Source organism: Streptomyces hygroscopicus subsp. hygroscopicus (assembly GCF_030269125.1).
Taxonomy (GTDB): Bacteria; Actinomycetota; Actinomycetes; order Streptomycetales; family Streptomycetaceae; genus Streptomyces; species Streptomyces hygroscopicus_C.
The window spans coordinates 345,319-369,287 of record NZ_BSSM01000002.1 but is presented as its reverse complement, the minus strand read 5'-3'; the positions used below and the strand labels follow the sequence as shown (position 1 = coordinate 369,287).

Genomic DNA, 23,969 nt, shown 5'->3' with positions numbered 1-23,969 from the left:
CCACACGCGTCGGCCCGGCCGGCGCGGTCCGCCGACCTGAGAAGGGCACGATGACGGTTCCCCAGCCGACCGCCACGACGCGATGGCGCTGCACCCTGTGCGGCAACCTCACCCGCTTCGACGTCACACGTTCCTCGAAGGTCGTGGAGTATGTGCACCTCGACCTCGCGGGCGAGCCGACGGTGGAGGAGCGCCAGGTGGTCAGTGAGACGATCGAATCGGTGCGCTGCCGCTGGTGCAACGCGGTGGACCGGGTGGAACTCGTGGACAGGCCGGGCACCGACTCCTGAGGGGGCGGGCCCGCAGAGGCATCGGCAAGGTAGTGGGGTGTGACGGATGGTGGAGAGCGCGGGCGGGGGGCCGGGCGACGGCACCGCTGAGGTGCTTGACCGTCCGCTGCCCGACGGGGTGCGCCGCAGGGTCGTGGCGATCGTCTCGGACTGCTTCGGCAAGCTGACCGTGGCCGAACTTCCCTCGCAACTGCGGCAGTACGCCCGGTTCACCCCGAATCGTCGCGCGAAGTTCGCCGGGAACGCGATGGCCGCGGCGCTGGAGACCGACACGCTGTTCCGGCAGCGGATCGGCGAGAAGTTCCGCGCCGCGCAGCCGGAGTTGGCGGGCGCCCTCGACTCCGGCTCGGCGCCCGCGGCCGTCGACCCGCTCGACGTGGCGGCCGCGGCCTATGTGCTGCGTCCCGCGGGCTGGGTGAAACTGGTCACCGCGGCCGGGGAGGAGGCCCAGCGCGCCGACGCCGAGCGGGCCGACGAGGAGAGCCGCGCCGAACTGGAGCGGCTGCGCGCCGAACTGGAGCGCGCCCGCGACCACACCCGCGCCGAGACCGAGCGGCTGCGCGCGGAGCTGGAGTCGGCGAAGCGGGACCTGGAGTCGCTGCACCGCAAGCTGCGCTCCGCGCAGAGCGACGTGCGCCGCGGCGAGGCCGCGCTGCGCAAGGCGCAGGGCGAGATGGACGCCGTGCGCGCCGAGGCCCACACCCGGGTGTCGGCCGCGGAGAGCGAGTCGCGGCGGCTCAAGGCCCGCCTCGGTGAGGCGGAGGCGGCCCTGGAGGCCACCCGCAAGGCCGCCCGCGAGGGGCGCAGCGTGGAGGACATGCGGGTACGGCTGCTCCTGGACACCCTGCTGGAGGCCACCCAGGGGCTGCGGCGCGAGCTGGCGCTGCCCCCGGTGTCCGTGCGCCCGGCCGAGACCGTGGACGCGGTGGAGCCCGGCCGGATGACGCCGAAGGACATCGCGGCGCGAGCCCTGTCCGAGCACGATCCGGCGATTCTCGATCAGTTGCTCGCGCTGCCGCAGGCGCACCTGGTCGTCGACGGCTACAACGTGACCAAGACCGGCTATCCGCAGATGCCGCTGGAGAAGCAGCGGCTGCGCCTGCTGGGCCAGCTGTCCGCGCTCGCCGCGCAGACCGGCGCCGAGGTGACCTGCGTCTTCGACGGCGCCGAGCTGGCCGCGCCGGTGCTGCTCGCGCCGCCGCGCGGGGTGCGCGTGCTGTTCTCCAAGCCGGGCGTCACCGCCGACGAGCTGATCCGGCAGCTGGTGCGCGCGGAGCCGCCGGGCCGCCCGGTCATCGTCGCCTCCACCGACCGCGAGGTGGCCGACGGCGTCGCGCGGGCGGGTGCCCGACCCGTGGCCTCTGCGGTACTTCTGAAGCGACTGTCCTGAAGGTCCAACCGGCGTACACAATGCCCGGATTGATCCCGGCCGTTACGCAACGTAGGGTCAATCGCCCATCACTGCTTGTGGGTTGTGTGCAAAAAATGCATTGCGTGACGGGATTTTTTGCCGTGGGGATTTGAATGATCACAACTGGGTCACTAGGGTCTGGGCTCGAACCTCCGAACGGGTGAACACTCACAAGAAGGAGTTCGTCCTCCGTGGCGTCCCACCGTCGACCCAAGCAGCAGAGCCGTGCACGCGTGACCGTGCTGACCACCGCAGCAGCCGCCGCCGTCGTGCTCAGCGCGAACGCCGCGAACGCCGCGCCGAGTGAGAAGCTCAGCAAGGACCAGGTCAAGTCCAAGGTCGACAAGCTGTACGAGCAGGCCGAGCAGGCCACCGAGAAGTACAACGGCGCCAAGGAGAAGCAGCAGAAGCTGCAGAAGGAGATCTCCACCATCCAGGACAACGTCGCGCGGGGTCAGGAAGACCTCAACAAGCTGCGCGACGGCCTGGGTTCGCTGGCCACGGCCCAGTACCGCTCCGGCGGTATCGACCCCTCGGTCCAGCTCTTCCTCTCCTCCGACCCGGACACCTTCCTCGACAAGGCGTCCACCCTCGACCAGCTGAGCAGCCAGCAGGTCGACGCCCTGCGCAAGATCCAGAGCAAGCAGCGCGAGCTCGCCCAGGAGCGCTCCGAGGCCACCGAGAAGCTCAAGGACCTCGCGGACACCCGCACCGAACTGGGCAACAAGAAGAAGGAAGTCCAGGCCAAGCTCGCCGCGGCCCAGAAGATCCTCAACAGCCTCACCGCCAAGGAGAAGGCCGACCTCGCCGCCCAGCAGCAGCGCGCCGACCGCTCCTCCAGCCAGCGCGTGAACCTCGGCGACGCCCCGCCCGCCTCCGGCCGGGCCGCGGCCGCCTTCTCCGCCGCGCAGGCCCAGATAGGCAAGCCGTACGTCTACGGCGCCACCGGCCCCTCCTCCTTCGACTGCTCGGGTCTGACGTCCTACGCCTACGCGCAGGCCGGCGTCTCCATCCCGCGCACCTCCGAGGAGCAGGCCAACATAGGCACCCGGATCTACAGCCAGAGCGACCTCAAGGTCGGTGACCTGGTGTTCTTCTACGGCGACATCCACCACGTCGGCCTGTACGCGGGCAACGGCCAGGTGCTGCACGCCCCGCACACCGGTGCGGTGGTGCGCTATGAGGCGATGTCCGACATGCCCTTCCAGTTCGGCGTCCGGGTCTAAACCCCCGACGCTCCCGGAGGAGGTCGTCCGATCGGGCGAATCCACGGGACGGAGACTGACTCCACGCCCCGCCGGTGACCTGCGTCAGCGGCGGGGCGTCACCTTTTGTCCCCGTCGCGGTCTTTGGCCGCGGCCCTTCCGCACGGCTACTGTCTGCCGCGTTTCCCCGGCGCCGGGGCCTCCCCGTCCCCAGGCGCCGGGGAACGCCGTCCGTGTCAGCCAGTGGAAGGGGTTCGGCAACCCGTGGGGTCCCATCGCCGCCTTGCACCGTCCGGTCAGCGCCGCGCACCGGCCGGATTCGACCGGGGCGCAGCCGCCCTGTGCGCGCTGTCGGCCGCCGCCGCGGCCCTCGGTGCCGCCCCGGCGCACGCCGCGCCGCACCCCGACGCCCGCGCCGAGGTGGACCGGCTCTACACGGAGGCCGAGCAGGCGACTCAGGCCTACGACAAGGCCGAGGAGCGCACGGACGCGCTGCGCCGCGAGGTCCGCCACGCCCAGGACCGCATCGCCCGCCGCCAGCAGGACGTGAACACGCTGCGGGAGGAACTGGGTTCGGTGGCCGGGGCGCAGTACCGCTCGGGCGGCATCGATCCGGCCGTCGCGCTGCTGTTCTCCGACGACCCGGAGGAGTACCTCGACAAGGCCGCCACCCTCGACCGCATCGGCGCCCAGGAGGCCGACCGGCTGCGGGAGTTGCGCTCCGCGCTGCGCGAACTGCACCAGGAGCGGACGGAGGCGGACGCGAAGCTGGACGCGCTGGAGAGCAGCCGCCGGGCGGTCGCCGCGCACAAGCGGACGGTGGAGGGCAAGCTCGCGCGGGCCCGGCAGCTGCTGAACTCGCTGTCCGCGGCCGACCGTGCCGCCTACGACCGCTCCTCCCGCTCGGCCGGCCCCGACCGCCTGGACCTGCCCGCCCTGACCGGCGCCACCGGCGCGCGCGCCGCCGCGGCCCTGGCGGCCGCCCGCTCCGCGCTCGGCCGCCCCTATGTGTGGGGTGCCAACGGGCCGTCGGGCTTCGACTGCTCGGGCCTGACGCAGTGGGCGTACGCGCACGCCGGCATCCAGCTGCCCCGCACCTCCCAGGAGCAGCGGTTCGCGGGGCGGCGCGTCCCGCTGTCCCAGGTCCGCCCCGGTGACCTGGTGGTCTACCGCTCCGACGCCAGCCATGTGGCGATGTACGTCGGCCACGGGCAGGTCATCCACGCGCCGCACCCGGGGGCGGCGGTGCGCTACGACCCGGTGGGGATGATGCCGATCTCCTCGGTGACCCGGCCCTGACGTCCGCGTGACGCGCCGTACGATCGTGTGATGGCCGGTGGCAGGCGGGTGAGAGGCGTCGGGGCGGTGGCCCTGTGCCTGCTGGTGTCCCTGACCGGGTGCGGCGGGCGGACGGCGGCCGACTCCGCCAGGAGCGAGGTGCAGCACCTGCTGGATCTGCGGTCGGCGGCGCTGCTGCGGCACGACGCGGGGGCGTACGGCGCGACGGGCGCGAGCACCGAGTACACCAGGCTGCGCGCCCTGCCGCTGGCGTCCTGGGCCTACCGGATCACCGGCCTGCGCCGCACCGCCGCGGGGGCCACCGTGGACGCCGACCTGGCGTACAAGGTCGCCGGGTACGACCGGGCGCCCGTCGACACCCGGCGTACCCTCACCCTGGCCCGCACCGCCTCCGGCACCTGGTACGTCACCGGCGACCGGCCCGCCGGGAAGTCCGGCCAGCAGCTGTGGGACCAGGGCACCGTGACCGCCGTACCGGGCGCGCACAGCCTGGTGCTCGGCGCCGGGCAGCCGCCGGCCGACCTGCGGGCGTACGCGCGGATGGCCGACCAGGCGGTGCCGGCGGTGACCCGGGAGTGGGGCACGGACTGGACGCGCCGGGTGGTGGTCCTGGTCCCGAAGTCCCTCCAGGGCATGGCGGGCCTGCTCGGCTCGCCCGCCGCGAACTACCGGGGGATCGCCGCCGTGACGACGGGGGAGGCGGGAGGCGCGGGGCGCACCCCGGCGGACCGGGTGGTGATCAACCCGGACGCCTACGCCGTCCTCGGCGCGATGGGCAAGCAGGTCGTCCTCACCCACGAGACCACCCACGTGGCCACCCGCGCCCGCACCACCGCGGCCACCCCGCTGTGGCTGTCGGAGGGTTACGCGGACTGGATCGGTTACCTGGGCACCGACCGCACCCCGACGGAGGCCGCCCCGGAACTGGCCCGTGCCGTGCGCGACGGCCATGTGCCCGCCGCGCTCCCCGCCGACAAGGACTTCGGCTTCACCAGCGACCCGACCGAGCTGGCCCAGGCCTACGAGAGCGGCTGGCTGGCCTGCCGCATGATCGCCGACCAGTGGGGCGCGGCGCGCCTCGCCGCCTTCTACCGCGGCGTCGGCGGTCACCCCCAGCGCCCCGGCGCCGTCGAGAGCACCCTGAAACAGGTTCTCGGCCTCACCCCGGAGTCCTTCACGACCCGCTGGCGGACCTACGTCAGGACCGAGCTGCGCTGAGCGTTCCCGCCGGGCCGGCGGCGGTGCGCGCGGGGTCAGGAGGAGACCGAGGTCCGGTGGGCGGGGGTCGGGCCGGCTGTGGTGGCCGAGGGGCGGGAGACGGTCGTGCGCCACAGCCGGCGGGCCGCGAGCAGGGTCGCGGCGGCCAGCAGACCGTTGCGGAGCAGCAGCAGGACGACGCCGTACCAGTCGCTCGACACCACGTGGACGAAGCCGGCGGGGAACTCCAGGACCGTCAGGAAGGACGCCGCCAGGACCAGCAGCGCGGGCGCGGTCATCCGCGAGGCGCGGTGGGTGAGGCAGACGGCGGCCACGCCGATCAGCCACACCAGGTACTGCGGGCTGATCACCCGGCTGGTCACCGTGAACAGCAGTACGGCCGTCAGCGCCGCGTCCGCCAGCGTGTGCGGGGCGAAGCGCCGGGCCCGCAGCCGCCACAGCAGCAGCCAGCCGAACGCGCCCGCCGTCAGCGCCAGCGCCGCCGCGCTCACCACGTCCACGTACGGGCCCAGGAACTCGATCGACCCGTAGTTCAGCAGCACCTGCCCGCTCCAGCCGAAGTGCCGGCCCACATGGAAGACCAGGGCGCCCAGCGACTCCACCTCGGTGCCCCGCTCCCGCTGGAACGTCAGGAAGGCGAAGGCGCCCGGCATCCACAGCGCGAACGCCGCCGCGAGCCCCGCCCCGGTCACCGCCGCGGACGCCCACGCCCGCCGCCGCACCGCACCGGCCAGCAGCAGCGCGGGCCACACCTTCAGCAGCGCCCCGAAGGCGGTCAGCGCGCCCATCACCCGGGGGTGCCGTACCCCCGCGAGCAGCGCGGCCACGGCCACCGCGGTCACCATCACGTCGTAGCGGGCGTACACCGTCGGCCCGAGCAGCGGGGCGCCCACCACCCACACCCAGGCCCCGCGCCGCGACCGGCCGGGGTGCCGGGCCGACCACAGCAGCAGGACCAGGACCACCAGGTCGGCGAGGCAGGCCAGGGCGAAGAAGGCGTGCGGGTACGACAGGAACGGCAGCAGGGCGGGGGAGAGGATCGCCAGCGCGGCGGCGGGCGGGTACTGCCAGGTGACGTCGTCCAGCGGGAACGTGCCGTGGCGCAGCACCTCGTACCAGTTCCGGTAGATCACCGAGACGTCGGTGGTGACGTCCGGGCCCGGGAAGACGTACACCCCGAGGACGAAGAGCAGCACCGCCGCCCGGGTGACGCACCAGGTCGCGAGCAGGTACGCCGGCGACCGCCGGGCGTCCTTGGTCTCCACGTGTTCCCCTGCCGTTCGATACCGCTTCGAGTCCCGCGTCGCGGGACCATGATGTCCCGAGGCCTGGGGGCCGTGCCAACGCGACCCGGCCGCGCCCGGTCCCGGACGGGCGATTGGGTAGGGTCGGCGGCGATGCACAAGACCCTGATCGTGACCAACGACTTCCCGCCCCGGCCGGGCGGCATCCAGGCGTTCCTGCACAACATGGCCCTGCGCCTGGAACCCGGCCGGCTGGTCGTCTACGCCTCCACGTGGAAGCGGAGCCGCGAGGGCGTCGAGGCGACGGCCGCCTTCGACGCCGAGCAGCCCTTCACCGTCGTGCGCGACCGTACGACCATGCTGCTGCCGACCCCCGGGGCGACCCGGCGCGCGGTCGGGCTGCTGCGCGAGCACGGCTGCACCTCGGTGTGGTTCGGGGCCGCGGCACCGCTCGGACTGATGGCGCCCGCGCTGCGCCGGGCCGGAGCGGAACGCCTGGTGGCCACGACCCACGGCCACGAGGCGGGCTGGGCGCAGCTGCCCGCGGCCCGGCGGCTGCTGCGCCGGATCGGGGAGTCCACGGACACGATCACCTATCTGGGGGAGTACACCCGCTCCCGGATCGCCGGGGCGCTCACTCCCGAGGCGGCCGGGCGGATGGTGCAGCTGCCGCCCGGCGTCGACGAGAAGACCTTCCACCCGGCCTCCGGCGGCGACGAGGTGCGCGCCCGGCTCGGGCTCACCGACCGGCCGGTCGTGGTCTGCGTCTCCCGGCTGGTGCCGCGCAAGGGGCAGGACACGCTGATCCGGGCCATGCCCCGGGTCCTCGCCGCGCAGCCGGACGCCGTGCTGCTGATCGTCGGCGGCGGCCCCTACGAGCGGGACCTGCGCCGCCTCGCCCGGGAGACCGGCGTCGACGCCTCGGTCCGCTTCACCGGCGCCGTTCCCTGGTCCGAGCTGCCCGCCCACTACGGCGCGGGCGACGTCTTCGCCATGCCCTGCCGCACCCGCCGCGGCGGCCTCGACGTCGAGGGCCTCGGCATCGTCTACCTGGAGGCCTCCGCGACCGGCCTCCCGGTCATCGCGGGCGACTCCGGCGGCGCGCCGGACGCCGTCCTCGACGGCGAGACGGGCTGGGTGGTCCGCGGTGGCGACCCGCTCGACACCGCCGACCGTGTCATCACCCTGCTCGGCGACCCCGGACTCCGCCGCAGGATGGGGGAGCGGGGCCGCCAGTGGGTGGAGGAGAAGTGGCGGTGGGACCTGCTGGCGGAGCGGCTCAAGGACCTTCTCTGAAGGCCTTTCGAAGAGGCACCTTCTCCGGAGGACCTCGGGCCTTCCCCGCGGTCCTCCGGCTTTCCCCGGCGGCCCGTCAGCTTCCCCGCGGCGCGTACTACTTGGTGTAGATCGCCTCGATGTCGTCGGCGAAGTCCTTCGCCACCACGTTCCGCTTGAGCTTCAGCGACGGGGTGAGGTGCCCCGAGTCCTCGGTGAACTGGGACGTGAGGATGCGGAACTTGCGCACCGACTCGGCCTTGGACACCGCCGCGTTGCCGTCGTCCACGGCTTCCTGGATCGCGGCGTTCAGGTCCGGGTCGTCGCGCAGGGACGCCGCCGTGGAACCCGCCGGCTTGCCGTGCTCGGCGGCCCAGCGGGCCAGGAACTCGTCGTCGAGGGTGATCAGCGCGCCGACGAACGGCCGCCCGTCGCCGACCACCATGCACTCCGCGACCAGCGCGTGCGCCCGGATCCGGTCCTCGATCACCGCCGGGGCGACGTTCTTGCCGCCCGCCGTGACGATGATCTCCTTCTTGCGGCCGGTGATCCGCAGGTACCCGTCCTCGTCCAGGGTGCCGATGTCCCCGGTGTGGAACCACCCGTCGGCCAGCGCCTCCGCCGTCGCGCCCGGGTTGTTCCAGTACTCCTTGAAGAGGTGCTCGCCGTGCAGCAGCACCTCGCCGTCGTCCGCTATCCGCACCACCGAGCCCGGCAGCGGCTGCCCCACCGTGCCGATCTTCTGCCGGTCCCACGGGTTGAACGCGGTCGCCGCGCAGGACTCGGTCAGGCCGTACCCCTCGAGCACCGTGAAGCCGATGCCCCGGAAGAAGTGGCCGAGCCGCTCGCCCAGCGGGGCGCCGCCGGAGATGGCGTACTCGCCCCGGCCGCCGAGGACCGCGCGCAGCTTGCCGTAGACCAGCTTGTCGAAGACCTTGTGCTTGATCCTGAGGCCCAACGACGGCCCGGACGCGGTGTCCTGCGCCTTGCTGTAGGCGATCGCGGTGTCGGCCGCCTTGTCGAAGACGGCGCCCTTGCCGTCCGCCTGTGCCTTGGCGCGCGCGGAGTTGTAGACCTTCTCGAAGACGCGCGGCACGCCGAGGACCATCGTCGGCCGGAACGCGGCGAGTTCCTCGGTGAGGTGCTTGATGTCCGGGACGCAGCCCAGCTTGATCGGCGCCATCATCGGAGCGATCTGCACCAGCCGGCCGAAGACGTGGGCCAGCGGCAGGAAGAGCAGCACCGAGCACTCGCCGGTGCGGAACAGCGGGCGCAGCCGTTCCACGATGTTGCCGCACTCCGCGAAGAAGCTGCGGTGGGTCAGCACACAGCCCTTGGGGCGGCCCGTGGTGCCGCTGGTGTAGACGATGGTGGCGGGGTCGTCGGCGCGGGCGAGCGAGGAGCGCTCGTCCACCGTCTCCTCCGAGACGCCCTGCCCGAGCCGCCCCAGCTCCTCGACCGCGCCGGCCTCGATCTGCCACACGTTCTTCAGCGCGGGCAGGGTGTCGCGCACGGTCTCCACCGCGGCCGCGTGCGCGTCCAGCTCCACGACGCAGGCCGTCGCGCCCGAGTCGGAGAGGATCCACTGCACCTGCTCGGGCGAGCTGGTCTCGTACACCGGCACGGTCACCGCGCCCGCGCTCCAGATGGCGAAGTCGAGGAGCGTCCACTCGTAGCGCGTGCGGGACATCAGGGCCACGCGGTCGCCCGGCTGCACCCCGGCGGCGATGAGCCCCTTGGCGGCGGTGTGCACCTCGGCGAGGAACTGCCGGGCCGTCACGTCCTGCCAGACCCCGCCCGACTTGCGGGCGATGACGGCGACGTCGGGATGCTGCGCGGCGTTTCTGCGGACGATGTCGGTCAGGTTTCCGTCCGCGGGGACCTCGTACAAGGCCGGAAGGCTGAACTCGCGCAAGACTGCTGCTCCTCATAGGGCGCCGGCGCCACGACGTTGTGCGATGCGACGGTGCGGTCCAAGGCTCGGGCTGGTGCTCGGGCCCACGGTGGTTGAAAACCCAGAGCACGACTGGACTGCCCGGACGTTACCCGCCGGTATGCGGTTCCCGACAGGGGGTCCAGGCCAGATGTTCGCTGCGTCACACACGATGGCGTTCCTTCGCGCACAGTAGTCCACGGCCCCTTCGACCGGCGAGTAACCGCAGGCCACGACCGGGACTGTTCACCTGCGGCACACACGCCTACGCTTGATCGCCATGGCCTCCACACCGCGACGAAACAGCCGGCACCGCGTCCACGTGGTCAGCGATGTGCACGGCAACGCGCGGGACCTGGCGCGGGCCGGCGAGGGTGCCGACGCGCTGATCTGCCTGGGCGACCTCGTCCTCTTCCTCGACTACGCCGACCACTCGCGCGGCATCTTCCCCGACCTGTTCGGCGAGGAGAACGCCGACCGCATCGTGGAACTGCGCACCGCCCGGCGCTTCGAGGAGGCCCGCGCGTTCGGCGCCCGGCTGTGGGGCGGGATCGAGGGCGACCGCTTCACCGCCGTCGAGAAGGCGGTGCGCAAGCAGTACGCCGAACTCTTCGCCGCGTTCCCCACCCCGACGTACGCCACCTACGGCAACGTCGACATGCCGCGGCTGTGGCCGGAGTACGCCCGCTCCGGCACCACCGTGCTGGACGCGCAGCGCGTGGAGATCGGCGGCTGGACCTTCGGCTTCGTCGGCGGGGGCCTGCGCACGCCCATGCGGACGCCGTACGAGATCTCCGACGAGGAGTACGCCGCGAAGATCGAGGCCGTGGGCGAGGTCGACGTGCTGTGCACGCACATCCCGCCGGAGGTGCCGGAGCTGGTGTACGACACCGTCGCGCGCCGCTTCGAGCGGGGGAGCCGGGCCCTGCTGGACGCCATCCGCCGCACACGTCCCCGGTACTCGCTCTTCGGGCACGTGCACCAGCCGCTGGCGCGCAGGATGCGGATCGGGGCGACGGAGTGCGTGAACGTGGGGCACTTCGCGGGGCGGGGGACGCCGTGGGTGCTGGAGTGGTGAGCGGTGGCCGGGGGTGCTCGCCGGGGCGCGCGGCCGGGGGCCGGGAGGCGGGGTGAAGGCGGGGGCCGGTCGGCCGCACGGTAGCCTTCACGCTGCACACACGTGCGCAGGCCGCGCACGGGAAGAGTCTCTTCGGTCCGCATCTGGAGGAGCCACGGCGATGGCGGAACACACCAGTTCGAGCATCACGATCGAGGCGGCTCCGGCCGACGTCATGGCGGTGATCGCCGACTTCGCGCGCTACCCGGACTGGACCGGCGAGGTGAAGGAGGCGGAGGTCCTCAAGACCGACGACCGCGGGCGTGCCGAGGAGGTGCGGCTCGTCATGGACGCCGGTGCCATCAAGGACGACCAGACGCTGGCGTACACCTGGGCCGGCGACAACGAGGTCTCCTGGACGCTGGTCAAGTCCCAGATGCTGCGGTCCCTCGACGGCTCCTACCTCCTGGAGCCGGTGGGAGCGGGCGCGACCGAGGTCACCTACCGGCTCACGGTCGACGTCAAGATCCCCATGCTCGGCATGATCAAGCGCAAGGCGGAGAAGGTCATCATCGACCGCGCCCTGGCGGGCCTGAAGAAGCGCGTCGAGTCCGAGTAGATCCCCACCCGCTCCTTGCCGCCGGCCGAGGAGCGGCGCAACCGATCCCGGCGCCGGGTGCGTGACCGTCCCCCGGCGGTACGCCGTGGTGCCGGGTGCCCGGCCGGCCGCCGGTCGCCGCGGCGCCCCGTCACGGCGACGCCCCGCACGTCGCGTCCGTTACCGTTCGGACTCATGCGGACCATCCTGATCACGGGGCCCGGCGGCAGTGGGCGTACGACCGTTGCCGCTGCCACCGCCCTGGGCGCAGCCCGTGCGGGCAGCCGGACCCTGTTGCTGAGTGCGGAGCGGGCGGACACCCCGGGGGCGGCACTGGGGGCGAGCACGGGGGCGCGGCCGACGGAGATCGCGCCACGGCTCAGCGTCTGGCGACCCGACGCCGCCGCCGGGTTCCGGCAGGACCTCGCCGACTTCCAGAGCCGTGCCGCGAGCGTGCTCGACCTGCTCGGTGCCGCCCGGCTGGACGCCGAGGAGGTCACCCCGCTGCCCGGCGCCGAGGAGCTGACCTTCCTGCGCGCCCTGCGGGACCCCGCGCTGTCCGAGCGGTACGACCTCCTCGTCGTGGACCTGCCGCCGCTCCCGCGGGCACTGGCCCTGCTCGCCCTCCCCGAGGAACTGCGCCGCTACCTGCGCCGCCTCCTGCCCCCCGAGCGTCAGGCGGCCCGCGCGCTGCGCCCCGTCCTCGGCAAGCTGGCCGGTGTCCCCATGCCCGCCGACTGGCTGTACGAGACGGCCGGCCGCTGGGACACGGAGCTGGCCGCCGTGGAGGCCGTGCTCACCGACCGCGACACCGCCGTACGCCTCGTCGCGGAGCCCGGCCCCGCCGCCGCCCGCGCCCTGCGCACCGCGCGCCTCGGCCTCGCCCTGCGCGGCCTGCGCACCGAGGTCCTCGTCGCCAACCGCGCCCTGCCCGACACCGGCCCGGACACCTGGCTCGCCGGCCTGGTCGCCGAGCAGCGCAAGGCGATCACGGAGTGGGAGGGGGAGTACGACGTCCGCCCCGTGCCGCACCTCGGGCGCGACCCGCACGGCCCGGACGACCTCGCCGCCCTCGCCGTACCCGCCGTCACCGGGACGGACCGCCCCGTGGAGTGGCCCGTCGCCGACCGGATCGCCGAGGACGGCGTCCTGGTCTGGCACATCCCGCTGCCCGGCGCCATACGCGAGGAACTCGACCTGATCCGGCGCGGCGACGAACTCGTGATCACCGCGGGCCCCTTCCGGCGGATCGTCGCCCTGCCCTCCGCCCTGCGCCGCTGCACCGTCTCCGGCGCCGGCCTGCGCGAGGGCGAGCTGCGCGTGCGCTTCGCACCGGATCCCGGCCTGTGGCCCGCCGCCGCACGATGAACCGGGGACTCCCGTTCGGGTAACGTCGTAAGGGCGTACCGCAGTCAGGAGTCCGCCATGAGCGAAGAGCGCCCCGCCGAACCGCACGAGGAGCCGCGGGTGAGCGACGCCGACGCCTGGGCCACGGCCTGCGCCGAGGACCTGGAGGCCGAGAAGGCCCGCCGCCGCACCACCTACGGCCCGCCCCCCGGCTCCGCCGCCGAGGAACTGAAGAAGCTCGTGGACACGGTGGCCGACAAGCTGTCCGGCCTCCAGTCCCCCCTCGGCGCCCTCGCCGGACCCGCCGCCCAGCAGATGGTCAGGCAGGTCGTCCAGCAGGCGAAGGCCGCCGTCGAGCCCGTCATAGAGCGCAACCCGGACGTCTTCGACCACCTCGCCGCCGCCGGCAACGAGTTGCTCGCCGCCTACCGCTCCGCGGTCCAGTCCCAGGAACACCGCTGGACCTCCGGCCCGGCCGACCTCGCGGACGAGTGGCGGGCGGAGCGCCGCGGCGAGGGCACGGGGCGCGACCGAGGCGAGGGCACCGGCTCCGGGGAGCGCATCGACCTGGACTGAAGCCCTCGCCCGCAAGGGCCTCGGGTACGGTTGGCCGTAGCGGGGCTCGACCGAACTGAGGGATTCATGGGACTCACCATCGGCGTCGACATCGGCGGCACAAAGATCGCGGCCGGCGTGGTCGACGAGGAAGGCAACATCCTCTCGACCTTCAAGGTGCCGACCCCCACCACGCCCGAGGCCATCGTGGACGCCATCGCCTCCGCGGTGGAGGGCGCGCGTGCCGGGCACGAGATCGTCGGCGTGGGCATCGGTGCGGCCGGTTACGTCAACCGGCAGCGCTCCACCGTCTACTTCGCGCCCAACATCGACTGGCGCAACGAGCCGCTCAAGGAAGAGGTCGAGGCCCGCACCGGCCTCCCCGTCGTGGTCGAGAACGACGCCAACGCCGCCGCCTGGGGCGAGTACAAGTTCGGCGCCGGCAAGGGCCACCGCAACGTCATCTGCATCACGCTCGGCACCGGCCTCGGCGGCGGCATCATCATCGGCAACAAGCTGCGCCGCGGCCACTTCGGCGTGGCCGCCGAGTTCGGCCACATCCGGATGGTCCCGGACGGCCTGCTGTGCGGCTGCGGCTCGCAGGGCTGCTGGGAGCAGTACGCCTCCGGGCGCGCCCTGGTCCGGTACGCCAAGCAGCGTGCCAACGCCACGCCCGAGAACGCGGAGCTGCTGCTCTCGCTCGGCGACGGCACCCCGGAGGGCATCGAGGGCAAGCACATCTCCATGGCCGCCCGGCAGGGCGACCCGGTCGCGGTCGACTCCTACCGCGAGCTGGCCCGCTGGGCCGGCGCCGGCCTCGCCGACCTGGCCTCCCTCTTCGACCCCTCCGCCTTCATCGTCGGCGGCGGCCTCTCCGACGAGGGCGAGCTGGTCCTCGACCCGATCCGCAAGTCGTACAAGCGGTGGCTGGTCGGGGGCAACTGGCGTCCCGTCGCCGACGTGATCGCGGCGCAGCTCGGCAACAAGGCCGGCCTGGTCGGCGCGGCCGACCTGGCCCGCGAACCCGACCCGATCATGTAAGGGACGTCCAGCACCCAAGGGGGCGCGGGGCCGTAGCGATCCGCGGCTCCGCCGCGGGGGCGGCCGGCCACGAGCATCCGGCGGCCGCGTACGCACCTCGCGCCCCCCTGGGCGTACATTGATCCACATGGCGCCGCTCCCCAACTCCCACACAGAGCCCGATGGTTCAGCCGTCCTGCGCGTCCTGAGCTACAACATCCGCTCGATGCGCGACGACACCGACGCCCTCGCCCGGGTGATCACCGCCTGCGCCCCCGACCTGGTCCTCCTCCAGGAAGCCCCCCGTTTCTTCCGCTGGCGCAAGAAGCTCGCGCGGCTCGCCGCGGCCTCGGGGCTCGTCGTCCTCACCGGCGGCGCCACCGCGGCGGGACCCGCGATCCTGTGCTCGCTGCGGGCCACTGTGGAGCGCACCGAGGACGTCCTGCTGCCCCTCACCCCCGGCCGGCACCGGCGCGGCCTCGCCACCGCGGTGGTCCGCTTCGGCGGCGCCCGGCTCGGCGTGATCAGCTGCCACCTCGGTCTCGACGCCCAGGAGCGCTACGCCCAGGGCGGATTGCTGCTCGACCGGCTCGACGGACTCGGCGTGGAGCACGCCCTCGTGGGCGGCGACCTGAACGAGGACCCCGCGGGCCGCACCTTCGGGCTGCTCGCCGGCGCCCTCCAGGACTGCCGGGCCGTGGCTCCCTGGGGCGGCGAGGAGACCTGGACGCGCGCGCCCCGGCGGCGTATCGACGCGGTGTTCGCCACCCAGGGCATCGAGGTGCTCGGCTGCGGGGTCCCCCTGGACCAGCCGGGTGTCACCCCCGCCGACCTGGCCGCCGCCACCGACCACCTCCCGGTCCTGGCCGCCCTGCGGGTCCCGGCCGTCGCGCGCGAAGCCGCGTAGGAGCCGGGCAGGACGCCGGACCGGAGGCCGGGCAGCCGGACCGGAGCCGGGCAGCCGGGCCGGGGACCGACCCGGAGCCGGGCAGCCGGACCGGAGGCCGGGCGGGAAAACCACCCGGCTAGACCACGGCCCCCCGCCCCGGATCGTCGTCGTCGTCCTCGTCCGTCCGCATCCGCGCCACCAGCGTCGCGAAGCCGCCGAGGAAGCCGCCGATGCCGAGCGTCGTCAGCCACCAGGTCATGTCCCAGCCGAGCAGCACCGCCAGCAGCAGCAGGACCGGCCCGCCGACGACGCCGAGCCACGCGAACTTCGACGTGGTGTCGCCGGTCTCCAGCGGCGGCGGCTCGGGCGGCACGAAATGGCCCTCGTCGTCCTCGTCGAAGTCGTCCTCGGAGGGCTCCGGCGCACGGTAGTCGCGGGGGCCGACGCCCGGTGCGAAGGAGATCGAGCCGCCCAGCGGCCGGGCGGGCCGCTGCTCCCCGGAACCCTCGCTCTCGGGCGGAGTGTCCTTCTCCAGCCGCTCCAGCAGCGCGTCCTTCTCCAGCAGCGCCAGGTCCTCCACCGGCTTGAAGGGCTTGCTCCCCGGCGGGTCCGGCGGCTCCTCGCCGTATCCGGCCACGATGGCCCGCCAGGCGGCGTCCTCGTCGAAGCGCAGCCCGCTCTCGTCCGGCTCCCGGTCCTCCCGGTCCTCGCGGCCCTCGGGACCCGGGTCGTGCTCAGCCAACTGCGGCCGTCCCTTCCTTGCCCGGAATCGGTGCGAGCCGGCCGATGAAACCGAGGCTCTCCTCGAAGATCCGGTCCGCGTCCACGTCCAACGTCGCGACGTGGTAGCTGTGTTCCAGCACGATCTCCCGGACGTCCGCGGACGAGATCCGGTCGAGCACCCGGGCCGAGTCGGCGGCCGGTACGACATGGTCCTGGGCGCTGCGCAGCAGCAGCAACGGCTGGGCGATCCTGGGCAGCTCCCCGTCCAGCCGCTGGAGGAACCGGCGCAGCGAGTGCGCCGCGTGCAGCGGGACCCGGTCGTAGCCCGTCTCGGCCACGCCGCCCTTGGCGATGTCGCTGGCGATGCCCTTGGTGGTGCGCACCAGGTGCCGGGCCACGGGAAGGGCGTACGCCGACAGGCCGTGGACCTTGTTCGCGGGGTTGACGACGACCACGCCGTCGATCCGCTCGCCGTGCAGGGCGGCCAGCCGCAGCGCGAGGGCGCCGCCCATGGACAGGCCCGCGACGAACACCCGGGAGCAGCGCTCGGACAGCAGCCGCAGCTCGCGGTCCACCTCCGCGTACCAGTCCTGCCAGCCCGTGAGCTGCATGTCCTCCCAGCGCGTGCCGTGGCCGGGCAGCAGCGGCAGCGACACGGTCAGGCCGCCTGCCGCGTGGTGCTCCGCCCACGGGCGCAGCGACTGGGGCGAGCCGGTGAAGCCGTGGCAGAAGAGGACGCCCACCTCGCCGCCGGAGTGGCGGTACGGCTCGGCTCCAGGGAGAACCGGCACCTTCGACGCTCCTGTTCCTGGGGAAGGGCCCCGCGCCGTGCGGCCGGGGCGTTGAGAACGCGCGGATGTGCTTCACCGTACGCGACCGCACGGACACCGACCAGGTCCGTCGGGTGCTTTGCCGGTCCTGGGGGTTAAGGTCTCCTCGACGGAAACGGGAGGCACACGGGTGTTGTACGGCACGATGAAGGTCGCCATCGGAGGGCCGCTGAAGCTCGCCTTCAGGCCCTGGGTGGAGGGTCTGGAGAACATTCCGGCCACGGGACCGGCCATCCTGGCCAGCAACCACCTGTCCTTCTCCGACTCGTTCTTCCTGCCGACGATGCTGGACCGCAAGGTCACCTTCATCGCGAAGGCCGAGTACTTCACCACGCCCGGCGTCAAGGGCAGGCTCACCGCCGCCTTCTTCAAGGGGGTCGGCCAGCTCCCGGTGGACCGCTCCGGGGCGCGCGGCGCCGGCGAGGCCGCGATCAAGAGCGGTATAGAGGTGCTGGAGCGCGGGGAGCTGTTCGGCATCTACCCGGAGGGCACCCGTTCGCCCGACGGCCGGCTCTACCGGGGCAAGCCCGGCGGCCTCGCCCGGGTGGCGCTCGCGACCGGGGCACCGGTGATCCCGGTGGCGATGATCGACACCGAGAAGATCCAGCCGCCCGGCAAGGTGATGCCGAAGCTGATGCGCCCCGGCATCCGCATCGGCAAGCCCCTCGACTTCAGCCGCTACCAGGGCATGGAGCACGACCGCTTCGTGCTGCGCGCGCTGACCGACGAGGTCATGTACGAGATCATGAAGCTGTCCGGCCAGGAGTACGTCGACATGTACGCGACCGCCGCCAAGCGGCAGATCGCGGAGGAGGCGAAGGCGGCCAAGGAAGCGGAGAAGACCGCCAGGGAGGCCGAGAAGGCGGCCGAGAAGGCGGCGGAGGCGAAGTAGCCGCGGGGGGCCCGGCGGGGGCCGGGGGACGACGAGGCAGAAGGGGCCGACAGGGGGGGGACATGGCCGGGCGCGAGCGTGTGCTGAGGATGTCGGTGGAGCTGCCGCTGTGGCGGGCGCTCGCCGGGTACCGCGTGCTGACGATGCTGTACGCGGTCGGCCTGTGCGTCACCTCGTACGAGCACTTCACCCGCCCGTGGATCGCGATCGGCTACGACGCCGTCCTCACGGTGTGGACCCTCGCCACCCTGCCCCGGGTGCGGGGCGCGGTCACCTGCACCAAGGGCTTCCTCGCCGCCGACCTGACCATCGCCCTCGCCGGCATCCTGCTCACCGCGTTCGCCGACAGCCACCAGCGGGCCGCGGGCGGTCCGACGCTGCCGACGATATGGGCCGGCGGCGCGGTCCTCGCCTTCGCGGTCAAGGGCGGCTGGCGCTGGGCCGCCGTCGCCTCCACCGCGGTGGCCGCCGCCAACCTGGTCGAGCGCGGCCAGATCGCCAAGGACACCGTGCACAGCCTGATCCTGGTCTGGGTGGCCTCCATCGGCATCGGCTACGTCGTGGAGGTGGCCCGCGCCTCCGAACGCACCCTCGCCCGCGCCCTGGAGATCCAGGCCGCGACCCGGGAGCGGGAGCGGCTGGCCCGGGACATCCACGACAGCGTGCTCCAGGTCCTGGCGATGGTGAAGCGCCGCGGCACCGCCCTCGGCGGCGAGGCGGCCGAACTGGGCCGGCTCGCGGGCGAGCAGGAGGTGGCCCTGCGCACCCTGGTCTCCGGCGGTTTGCTGCCGGTCTCCCGGATCGCGGGGGACGGCGTCGTGCGCGCCGTCGAGCCCCCGGACGCGGACGGCCCGGTCGATCTGCGTACCCTCCTCGCGCCGTTCGCCCGCGACCGGGTGAGCCTGGCCGAGCCCGGCGCCCCGGTGCCGCTGCCGCCGGCCGCCGCCCGGGAGCTGGCCGCGGCCGTCGGGGCCGCCCTGGACAATGTGAGCCGGCACGCCGGTGCGGGGGCGCGGGCCTGGATCCTGGTCGAGGACGAGCCGGAGGCCGTTCTCGTCACCGTCCGGGACGACGGCCCCGGCATCCCCGAGGGCCGGCTCGCCGAGGCCGAGGGCGAGGGGCGGCTCGGCGTCGCGCAGTCCATCCGGGGGCGGCTGCGCGACCTCGGCGGCAGCGCCGAGCTGATCTCCGTGCCCGGACAGGGCACGGAGGTCGAACTGAAGGTACCGAAGGGCGCCGTGCCGGCGCGGGGGAAGAAGGCGGAGCAGCGATGACACAGCGGCAGGACCCGATCAGGGTCATGGTGGTGGACGATCACCCCATGTGGCGCGACGCGGTCGCCCGGGACCTGGCCGAGTCCGGCTTCGAGGTGGTCGCGACCGCCGGCGACGGCGAGCAGGCCGTGCGCCGCGCCAAGGCCGCCGCCCCCGACGTGCTGGTCCTGGACCTCAATCTGCCGGCCAAGCCCGGCGTCCAGGTGTGCAAGGAACTCGTCGCCCACGACCCGTCGTTGCGCGTCCTGGTGCTGTCCGCGAGCGGTGAGCACGCCGACGTCCTGGAGGCGGTGAAGTCCGGCGCGACCGGCTACCTGCTGAAGTCGGCGTCGACCGCCGAGCTGCTGGACGCGGTGCGCCGCACGGCCGTCGGCGACCCGGTGTTCACGCCCGGCCTCGCCGGACTGGTCCTCGGCGAGTACCGCAGGCTGGCCGCCGAACCGGCGCCCGCCCCCGACACCGACGAGCCCGGCGCGCCCCGGCTGACCGAGCGGGAGACGGAGGTGCTGCGGCTGGTCGCCAAGGGCCTGGGCTACAAGCAGATCGCCGAGCGCCTCGTCATCTCCCACCGCACCGTGCAGAACCACGTCCAGAACACCCTCGGCAAGCTCCAGCTGCACAACCGGGTCGAGCTGGTGAGGTACGCGATCGAGCGCGGCCTCGACGAGGAGTAGCGCCCGGCCGCCCGCGGCGCGCCCCCGGCCGGCGTCGTCATCCCCCCGATTCACCCGTACCGCCTCTCCCGATGTGACACGCATCACCACTAGCGTGACAAAGCGTCAGGCACTGCGGGTGAAGGGACATTTCCATGCGGATCGGAGTACTGACGGGAGGCGGCGACTGCCCGGGGCTCAACGCCGTCATCCGGGGCATCGTGCGCAAGGGCGTACAGGAGTACGGCTACGAGTTCGTCGGCTTCCGGGACGGCTGGCGGGGCCCCCTCGAAGGCCGCACCGTCCGCCTCGACATCCCCGCCGTGCGCGGCATCCTGCCCCGCGGCGGCACCATCCTCGGCTCCTCCAGGACCAACCCCCTCAGGATCGAGGACGGCATCCGCCGGATCAAGGACAATCTCGCCAAGCACGAGGTCGAGGCCCTGGTCGCGATCGGCGGCGAGGACACCCTCGGGGTCGCCGCGCGGCTGTCCGACGAGTACGGGGTGCCGTGCGTCGGCGTGCCCAAGACCATCGACAACGACCTGTCCGCCACCGACTACACCTTCGGCTTCGACACCGCCGTCAACATCGCGACCGAGGCCATCGACCGCCTGCACACCACCGCCGAGTCCCACATGCGGGTCCTGGTCTGCGAGGTGATGGGGCGGCACGCCGGCTGGATCGCCCTGCACTCGGGACTGGCCGGCGGCGCCAACGTCATCCTCATCCCCGAGCAGCGCTTCGACCTCGACCAGGTGTGCGCCTGGATCACCTCGCGCTTCACGGCGTCGTACGCCCCGATCGTGGTGGTCGCCGAGGGCGCCATGCCCAAGGACGGCGACATGGTGCTCAAGGACCAGTCGCTGGACTCCTTCGGGCACGTCCGGCTGTCCGGGGTCGGCGAGTGGCTGGCCAAGGAGATCGAGAAGCGCACCGGCAAGGAGGCCCGCACCACGGTCCTCGGGCACATCCAGCGCGGCGGCACCCCCAGTGCCTTCGACCGCTGGCTCGCCACCCGCTTCGGGCTGCACGCGGTGGACTGCGTCCGCGACGGCGACTTCGGCAAGATGGTCGCCCTGCGCGGCACCGACGTGGTCCGCGTGCCCCTCACCGAGGCGACCGCCAAGCTGAAGACGGTCGACCCGAAGCTCTACGACGAGGCCGGGGTGTTCTTCGGCTGAACCGGTGCACCCGGGGACGAGCGCGCCCCGGGCCGCGCGCACCCGGGGACGTGCGCGCCCCGGGCCGCGCGCACCCGGGGACGTGCGCGCCCCGGGCCGCGCGCACCCGGGCTGTGGGCCGTGCGACTGTCGGACAACTGAAAGTCGTATATTCGACCTACAGGCCCCGGGATGGGAGAAACCATGGAACTCCTCGCATTCGGCGTGCAGTCCGACGAGAAGCCGCTGCTGGAGCGCGCGTTCGCGGGGCGGCAGGCGATCCGCTGCCTGGACGTGTTCCTCGACGAGGACACCGCGCGCATCGCGGCCGGCCACGAGATGGTCTCCACCAGCGTCAACTGCGATCTCGGGCCCGGGGTCCTGGAGATCCTCGCGGCCGGCGGCACCCGGCTGGCCACCCAGCGCGCCACCGGCTTCAACAACGTCGACCTCGACGCCGCCGCCCGCCTCGGCATGACCGTCGCCCGGGTCTCCGCCTACTCGCCGTACGCGGTCGCCGAGTTCGCCTGGACCCTCGCCATGGCCGTCAACCGCCGTATCGTGCGCGCCGCCACCCGCACCCGCGACTTCGACTTCCGGCTCGACGGGCTGATGGGCCGCGATCTGCACGGCCGCACCGCCGGCGTCGTCGGCACCGGGAAGATCGGCGCCGCCTTCGCCCGGATCGCGCACGGCTTCGGCATGCGGCTGCTCGGCTGGGACGCCGCCGAGAACCCCGACTGCCGCGCCCTGGGCATGGAGTACGTGACCAAGGAGCGGCTGCTCGCCGAGTCCGACCTGGTCAGCCTGCACGTGCCGCTGATGCCGGAGACCGAGCACCTCATCGACCGGGTCGCCCTGAAGACGATGAAGGACGACGCCATCCTGGTGAACTCCAGCCGCGGCGGCCTCGTCGACACCGCCGCCCTGGTGCACGAGCTGCGCGCGGGCCGCTTCACGGGCGTCGGCCTGGACGTCTACGAGTCGGAGGCGGGCCTGTTCTTCCTCGACAGGTCCCTGACGGCCATGGAGGACGACACCCTGGCCCGCCTCGTCACCTTCCCCAACGTCCTGGTCACCTCGCACCAGGCGTACTACACCGAGGACGCCGTCGCCCAGATCGTGGCGGCCACCCTGCGCAACGTCCTGGACTACCGCGCCGGACGCCGCTCGGAGAACGTGCTCGTGCCGCGCAGCTGACTCACCAACTCCCTTACGATCTCAGCCCCGTTGACGGTCAGCACCGACTCCGGGTGGAACTGCACCCCCGCGAACCCCGGCCCCCGTACGGCGTGCACCTCGCCGTTCGCCGCCCGGCTCACCTCGACCTCGTGCGCCGCCAGCTCCCGCGCCGCCTCCTCGTCGCAGCGGGCGGTGAAGCTGTTGTAGAAGCCGACGGTCTCCGGCCGCCCGAACAGCTCGATCGCGGTCTGCGCCCCCTGGTACGGCACCTCCTTGCGGACGATCTCCAGGCCCAGCTCCGCCGCGATCAGCTCGTGGCCGAGGCACACCCCCAGCACCCCGTGCCGGTGCTCCCGGATGACGGTCCGGGTCAGCTCCCGCAGGAACCGCATCTTCGGGTCGGCCAGGTCGCCGGGGTCGCCGGGGCCGGGACCGAGCACCACCGGGCCCTCGTGCGCGAGCACCGCCGCGCGCAGCCCCGGCTCGTCGTAGCGCCGTACCGCCACCTCCAGGCCCGCCGCGCGCAGCAGGTGCGCCAGCATGGCGGTGAAGGTGTCCTCGCCGTCGACCACCAGGGCACGGCCGCCCACCTCGGCGGCCCGCTCCTGCATCCGCAGCCAGAACGGCGCGAGCGCGGCCCGCCGACCGTCCAGCGCGGCCCGCACCCGGGGATCGTCGGCCAGCCGGGGCAGTTCCCGTTCCGCGCGCGGCCGCCCCGGCCGCACGCCGAGGGCGGTGAGCACGCCGGCCGCCTTGGCGTGGGTCTCGGCGACCTCGCCCGCCGGGTCCGAGCCGCGCACCAGCGTGGCCCCGACCGCCACCCGCAGCCGCCCGGCCGCGTCGATGTCGGCGGTGCGGATCAGGATGGGGGAGTCGAGGGTCTGCGCGCCGCCCGCGTCCCGGCCGAGCAGCGCCAGCGCGCCGGCGTAGTAGCCCCGGCCGCCCACCTCGTGCCGCTCGATCACCCGGCACGCGTTCTGCACCGGTGACCCGGTGACGGTCGCCGCGAACATGGTCTCCCGCAGCACCTCCCGGGCGTCCAGCGAGGACTTCCCGCGCAGCTCGTACTCGGTGTGCGCGAGGTGCGCCATCTCCTTCAGGCGCGGCCCGACGACGACCCCGCCCATGTCGCCGACGGTGCACATCATCTTCAGCTCCTCGTCGACGACCATCGACAGCTCCTCGATCTCCTTGCCGTCGGCGAGGAAGTCCAGGAGGTGCTCCGGTGTCGGCCCCTCGGCGGGGTAGCGGTAGGTGCCGCTGATCGGGTTCATGACGACCGTGCCGCCGGACATCCGCACGTGCACCTCCGGGCTCGCGCCGACCAGCGTCCGCCCGCCTTCCGGGGAAGGCCCCTCGGGCCCTTCCCGGTCCCCGGTGTGCACCACGAAGGTCCAGTACGCGCCGCGCTCCTCCTCCAGCAGCCGCCGGAACAGCGCCAGCGCGTCCGCGCGGCCGAACCCCGGGATCTCGCCCTCGTAGGTCCGCCGGATCACGAAGTTCGCGCCCTCGCCCCCGCCGATCTCCCGCTCCAGGACCCGGCCGACGATCCCGGCGTACTCCTCGTCGCCGACGTCGAAGCCGCCGCCCTCGACCCGCACCTCCCGCGCCGGGAGCTGCTCCAGGGCCTCGTCGAGCGGGATCTCGTACGACTCCTCGGGCGTCAGCACCAGGAGCGGGGTGCCGTCGTCGCGGACGTCGAAGCCGCGCTCGCGCAGCTGCCGGAACGGCACCAGGGCGAGGCACTCGTCCGGCAGCTCGGCGAGCCGGTCCCGGGCGCCGACCGGGCCGATCAGCACCTCCACCGGGTGCTCGGCGCGGCCGGGGACGCGGCGGCGCAGCAGGGCGAAGGGACGGGGGTCGGACAGCAGGTCCATGAGGTCCACGGGTCGGGCTCCTACTCGATCGGGT

Annotated in this window: 22 protein-coding genes; 17 read left to right on the top strand and 5 right to left on the bottom strand. The window is 73.4% G+C overall.

Translation table 11 applies throughout. The annotated features are described in order from the left end of the window. Nucleotides 1-50: 50 nt before the first annotated feature. From QSK45_RS06130 to QSK45_RS06110, 5 genes are all read left to right on the top strand, one after another. Nucleotides 51-290, top strand: a complete 240-nt coding sequence (locus tag QSK45_RS06130) for a hypothetical protein (protein ID WP_285554011.1) — start codon at nt 51-53, stop codon at nt 288-290. 46 nt (nt 291-336) lie between these two features. Beyond that, complete coding sequence (locus tag QSK45_RS06125; protein WP_285554009.1) at nt 337-1,680, top strand: NYN domain-containing protein; 1,344 nt, start codon at nt 337-339, stop codon at nt 1,678-1,680. Between the two features lie 212 nt (nt 1,681-1,892). Further along, nucleotides 1,893-2,927: a C40 family peptidase gene (locus tag QSK45_RS06120; protein ID WP_285554006.1), complete on the top strand. Its 1,035-nt coding sequence runs from the start codon at nt 1,893-1,895 to the stop codon at nt 2,925-2,927. A 243-nt stretch (nt 2,928-3,170) separates the two neighbouring features. Beyond that, nucleotides 3,171-4,205: a C40 family peptidase gene (locus tag QSK45_RS06115; protein ID WP_285554005.1), complete on the top strand. Its 1,035-nt coding sequence runs from the start codon at nt 3,171-3,173 to the stop codon at nt 4,203-4,205. Nucleotides 4,206-4,235: 30 nt separating this feature from the next. Beyond that, nucleotides 4,236-5,423: a hypothetical protein gene (locus tag QSK45_RS06110; protein WP_285554003.1), complete on the top strand. Its 1,188-nt coding sequence runs from the start codon at nt 4,236-4,238 to the stop codon at nt 5,421-5,423. A 35-nt stretch (nt 5,424-5,458) separates the two neighbouring features. Here QSK45_RS06110 and QSK45_RS06105 read toward each other — a convergent pair whose 3' ends face one another. Further along, entirely contained in the window at nt 5,459-6,688 is a 1,230-nt protein-coding gene (locus QSK45_RS06105; protein ID WP_285554001.1) for a glycosyltransferase 87 family protein, read from the bottom strand. Between the two features lie 132 nt (nt 6,689-6,820). On the opposite strand from QSK45_RS06105, the gene QSK45_RS06100 reads away from it, so the two are divergent. Then, nucleotides 6,821-7,963, top strand: a complete 1,143-nt coding sequence (locus QSK45_RS06100; protein ID WP_285553999.1) for a glycosyltransferase family 4 protein — start codon at nt 6,821-6,823, stop codon at nt 7,961-7,963. A 97-nt stretch (nt 7,964-8,060) separates the two neighbouring features. On the opposite strand, the gene QSK45_RS06095 is transcribed toward QSK45_RS06100, so the two are convergent. Then, nucleotides 8,061-9,857: an AMP-dependent synthetase/ligase gene (locus tag QSK45_RS06095; protein WP_285553998.1), complete on the bottom strand. Its 1,797-nt coding sequence runs from the start codon at nt 9,855-9,857 to the stop codon at nt 8,061-8,063. A gap of 298 nt (nt 9,858-10,155) precedes the next feature. Here QSK45_RS06095 and QSK45_RS06090 point away from each other — a divergent pair, with 298 nt between their 5' ends. The 6 genes from QSK45_RS06090 to QSK45_RS06065 all read left to right on the top strand — a co-directional run bounded on the left by QSK45_RS06090 (nt 10,156) and on the right by QSK45_RS06065 (nt 15,359). Beyond that, a complete protein-coding gene (locus tag QSK45_RS06090; RefSeq protein WP_285553997.1) occupies nt 10,156-10,953 on the top strand; it encodes a metallophosphoesterase family protein in 798 nt (265 codons plus the stop codon). A 160-nt stretch (nt 10,954-11,113) separates the two neighbouring features. Then, nucleotides 11,114-11,551 carry an SRPBCC family protein gene (locus tag QSK45_RS06085; protein WP_285553996.1) on the top strand — a complete coding sequence of 146 codons (438 nt, stop codon included), beginning with the start codon at nt 11,114-11,116 and terminating at the stop codon, nt 11,549-11,551. Nucleotides 11,552-11,725: 174 nt separating this feature from the next. Next, nucleotides 11,726-12,898, top strand: coding sequence for an ArsA family ATPase (locus tag QSK45_RS06080; protein WP_285553994.1), 1,173 nt, complete (start codon nt 11,726-11,728; stop codon nt 12,896-12,898). Between the two features lie 57 nt (nt 12,899-12,955). Next, complete coding sequence (locus QSK45_RS06075; RefSeq protein WP_285553992.1) at nt 12,956-13,453, top strand: DUF5304 domain-containing protein; 498 nt, start codon at nt 12,956-12,958, stop codon at nt 13,451-13,453. Nucleotides 13,454-13,519: 66 nt separating this feature from the next. Continuing rightward, a complete protein-coding gene (locus QSK45_RS06070) occupies nt 13,520-14,473 on the top strand; it encodes an ROK family glucokinase (protein WP_285553990.1) in 954 nt (317 codons plus the stop codon). Between the two features lie 127 nt (nt 14,474-14,600). Further along, nucleotides 14,601-15,359, top strand: coding sequence for an endonuclease/exonuclease/phosphatase family protein (locus QSK45_RS06065; protein ID WP_285553988.1), 759 nt, complete (start codon nt 14,601-14,603; stop codon nt 15,357-15,359). Between the two features lie 118 nt (nt 15,360-15,477). Here the strand turns inward: QSK45_RS06065 and QSK45_RS06060 are convergent, their stop codons facing one another. Together QSK45_RS06060 and QSK45_RS06055 are read right to left on the bottom strand one after the other, a co-directional pair. After that, nucleotides 15,478-16,083, bottom strand: a complete 606-nt coding sequence (locus QSK45_RS06060; protein WP_285553986.1) for a hypothetical protein — start codon at nt 16,081-16,083, stop codon at nt 15,478-15,480. Beyond that, nucleotides 16,076-16,855, bottom strand: a complete 780-nt coding sequence (locus tag QSK45_RS06055) for an alpha/beta hydrolase (protein WP_285553985.1) — start codon at nt 16,853-16,855, stop codon at nt 16,076-16,078. Before QSK45_RS06055 ends, QSK45_RS06060 begins: the two co-directional genes overlap by 8 nt. Before the next feature lie 184 nt (nt 16,856-17,039). Between QSK45_RS06055 and QSK45_RS06050 the strand changes: the two genes are divergently transcribed. From QSK45_RS06050 to QSK45_RS06030, 5 genes are all read left to right on the top strand, one after another. Next, the gene (locus QSK45_RS06050; RefSeq protein WP_285554642.1) at nt 17,040-17,786 is read left to right on the top strand and encodes a lysophospholipid acyltransferase family protein; all 747 of its coding nucleotides are present in this window, start codon (nt 17,040-17,042) and stop codon (nt 17,784-17,786) included. A 62-nt stretch (nt 17,787-17,848) separates the two neighbouring features. Next, the gene (macS, locus tag QSK45_RS06045) at nt 17,849-19,060 is read left to right on the top strand and encodes a MacS family sensor histidine kinase (RefSeq protein WP_285553983.1); all 1,212 of its coding nucleotides are present in this window, start codon (nt 17,849-17,851) and stop codon (nt 19,058-19,060) included. Next, entirely contained in the window at nt 19,057-19,734 is a 678-nt protein-coding gene (locus QSK45_RS06040; RefSeq protein ID WP_285553982.1) for a response regulator, read from the top strand. The genes macS and QSK45_RS06040 overlap by 4 nt, the downstream gene beginning before the upstream one ends. Before the next feature lie 134 nt (nt 19,735-19,868). After that, a complete protein-coding gene (locus tag QSK45_RS06035; protein ID WP_285553980.1) occupies nt 19,869-20,897 on the top strand; it encodes a 6-phosphofructokinase in 1,029 nt (342 codons plus the stop codon). A 183-nt stretch (nt 20,898-21,080) separates the two neighbouring features. Beyond that, nucleotides 21,081-22,076 (top strand): 2-hydroxyacid dehydrogenase, encoded by a 996-nt coding sequence (locus QSK45_RS06030; protein WP_285553979.1) that lies wholly within the window; start codon nt 21,081-21,083, stop codon nt 22,074-22,076. Here QSK45_RS06030 and QSK45_RS06025 read toward each other — a convergent pair. Beyond that, entirely contained in the window at nt 22,028-23,944 is a 1,917-nt protein-coding gene (locus QSK45_RS06025) for an anthranilate synthase family protein (RefSeq protein WP_285553978.1), read from the bottom strand. The genes QSK45_RS06030 and QSK45_RS06025 overlap by 49 nt on opposite strands. Nucleotides 23,945-23,969 lie beyond the last annotated feature (25 nt).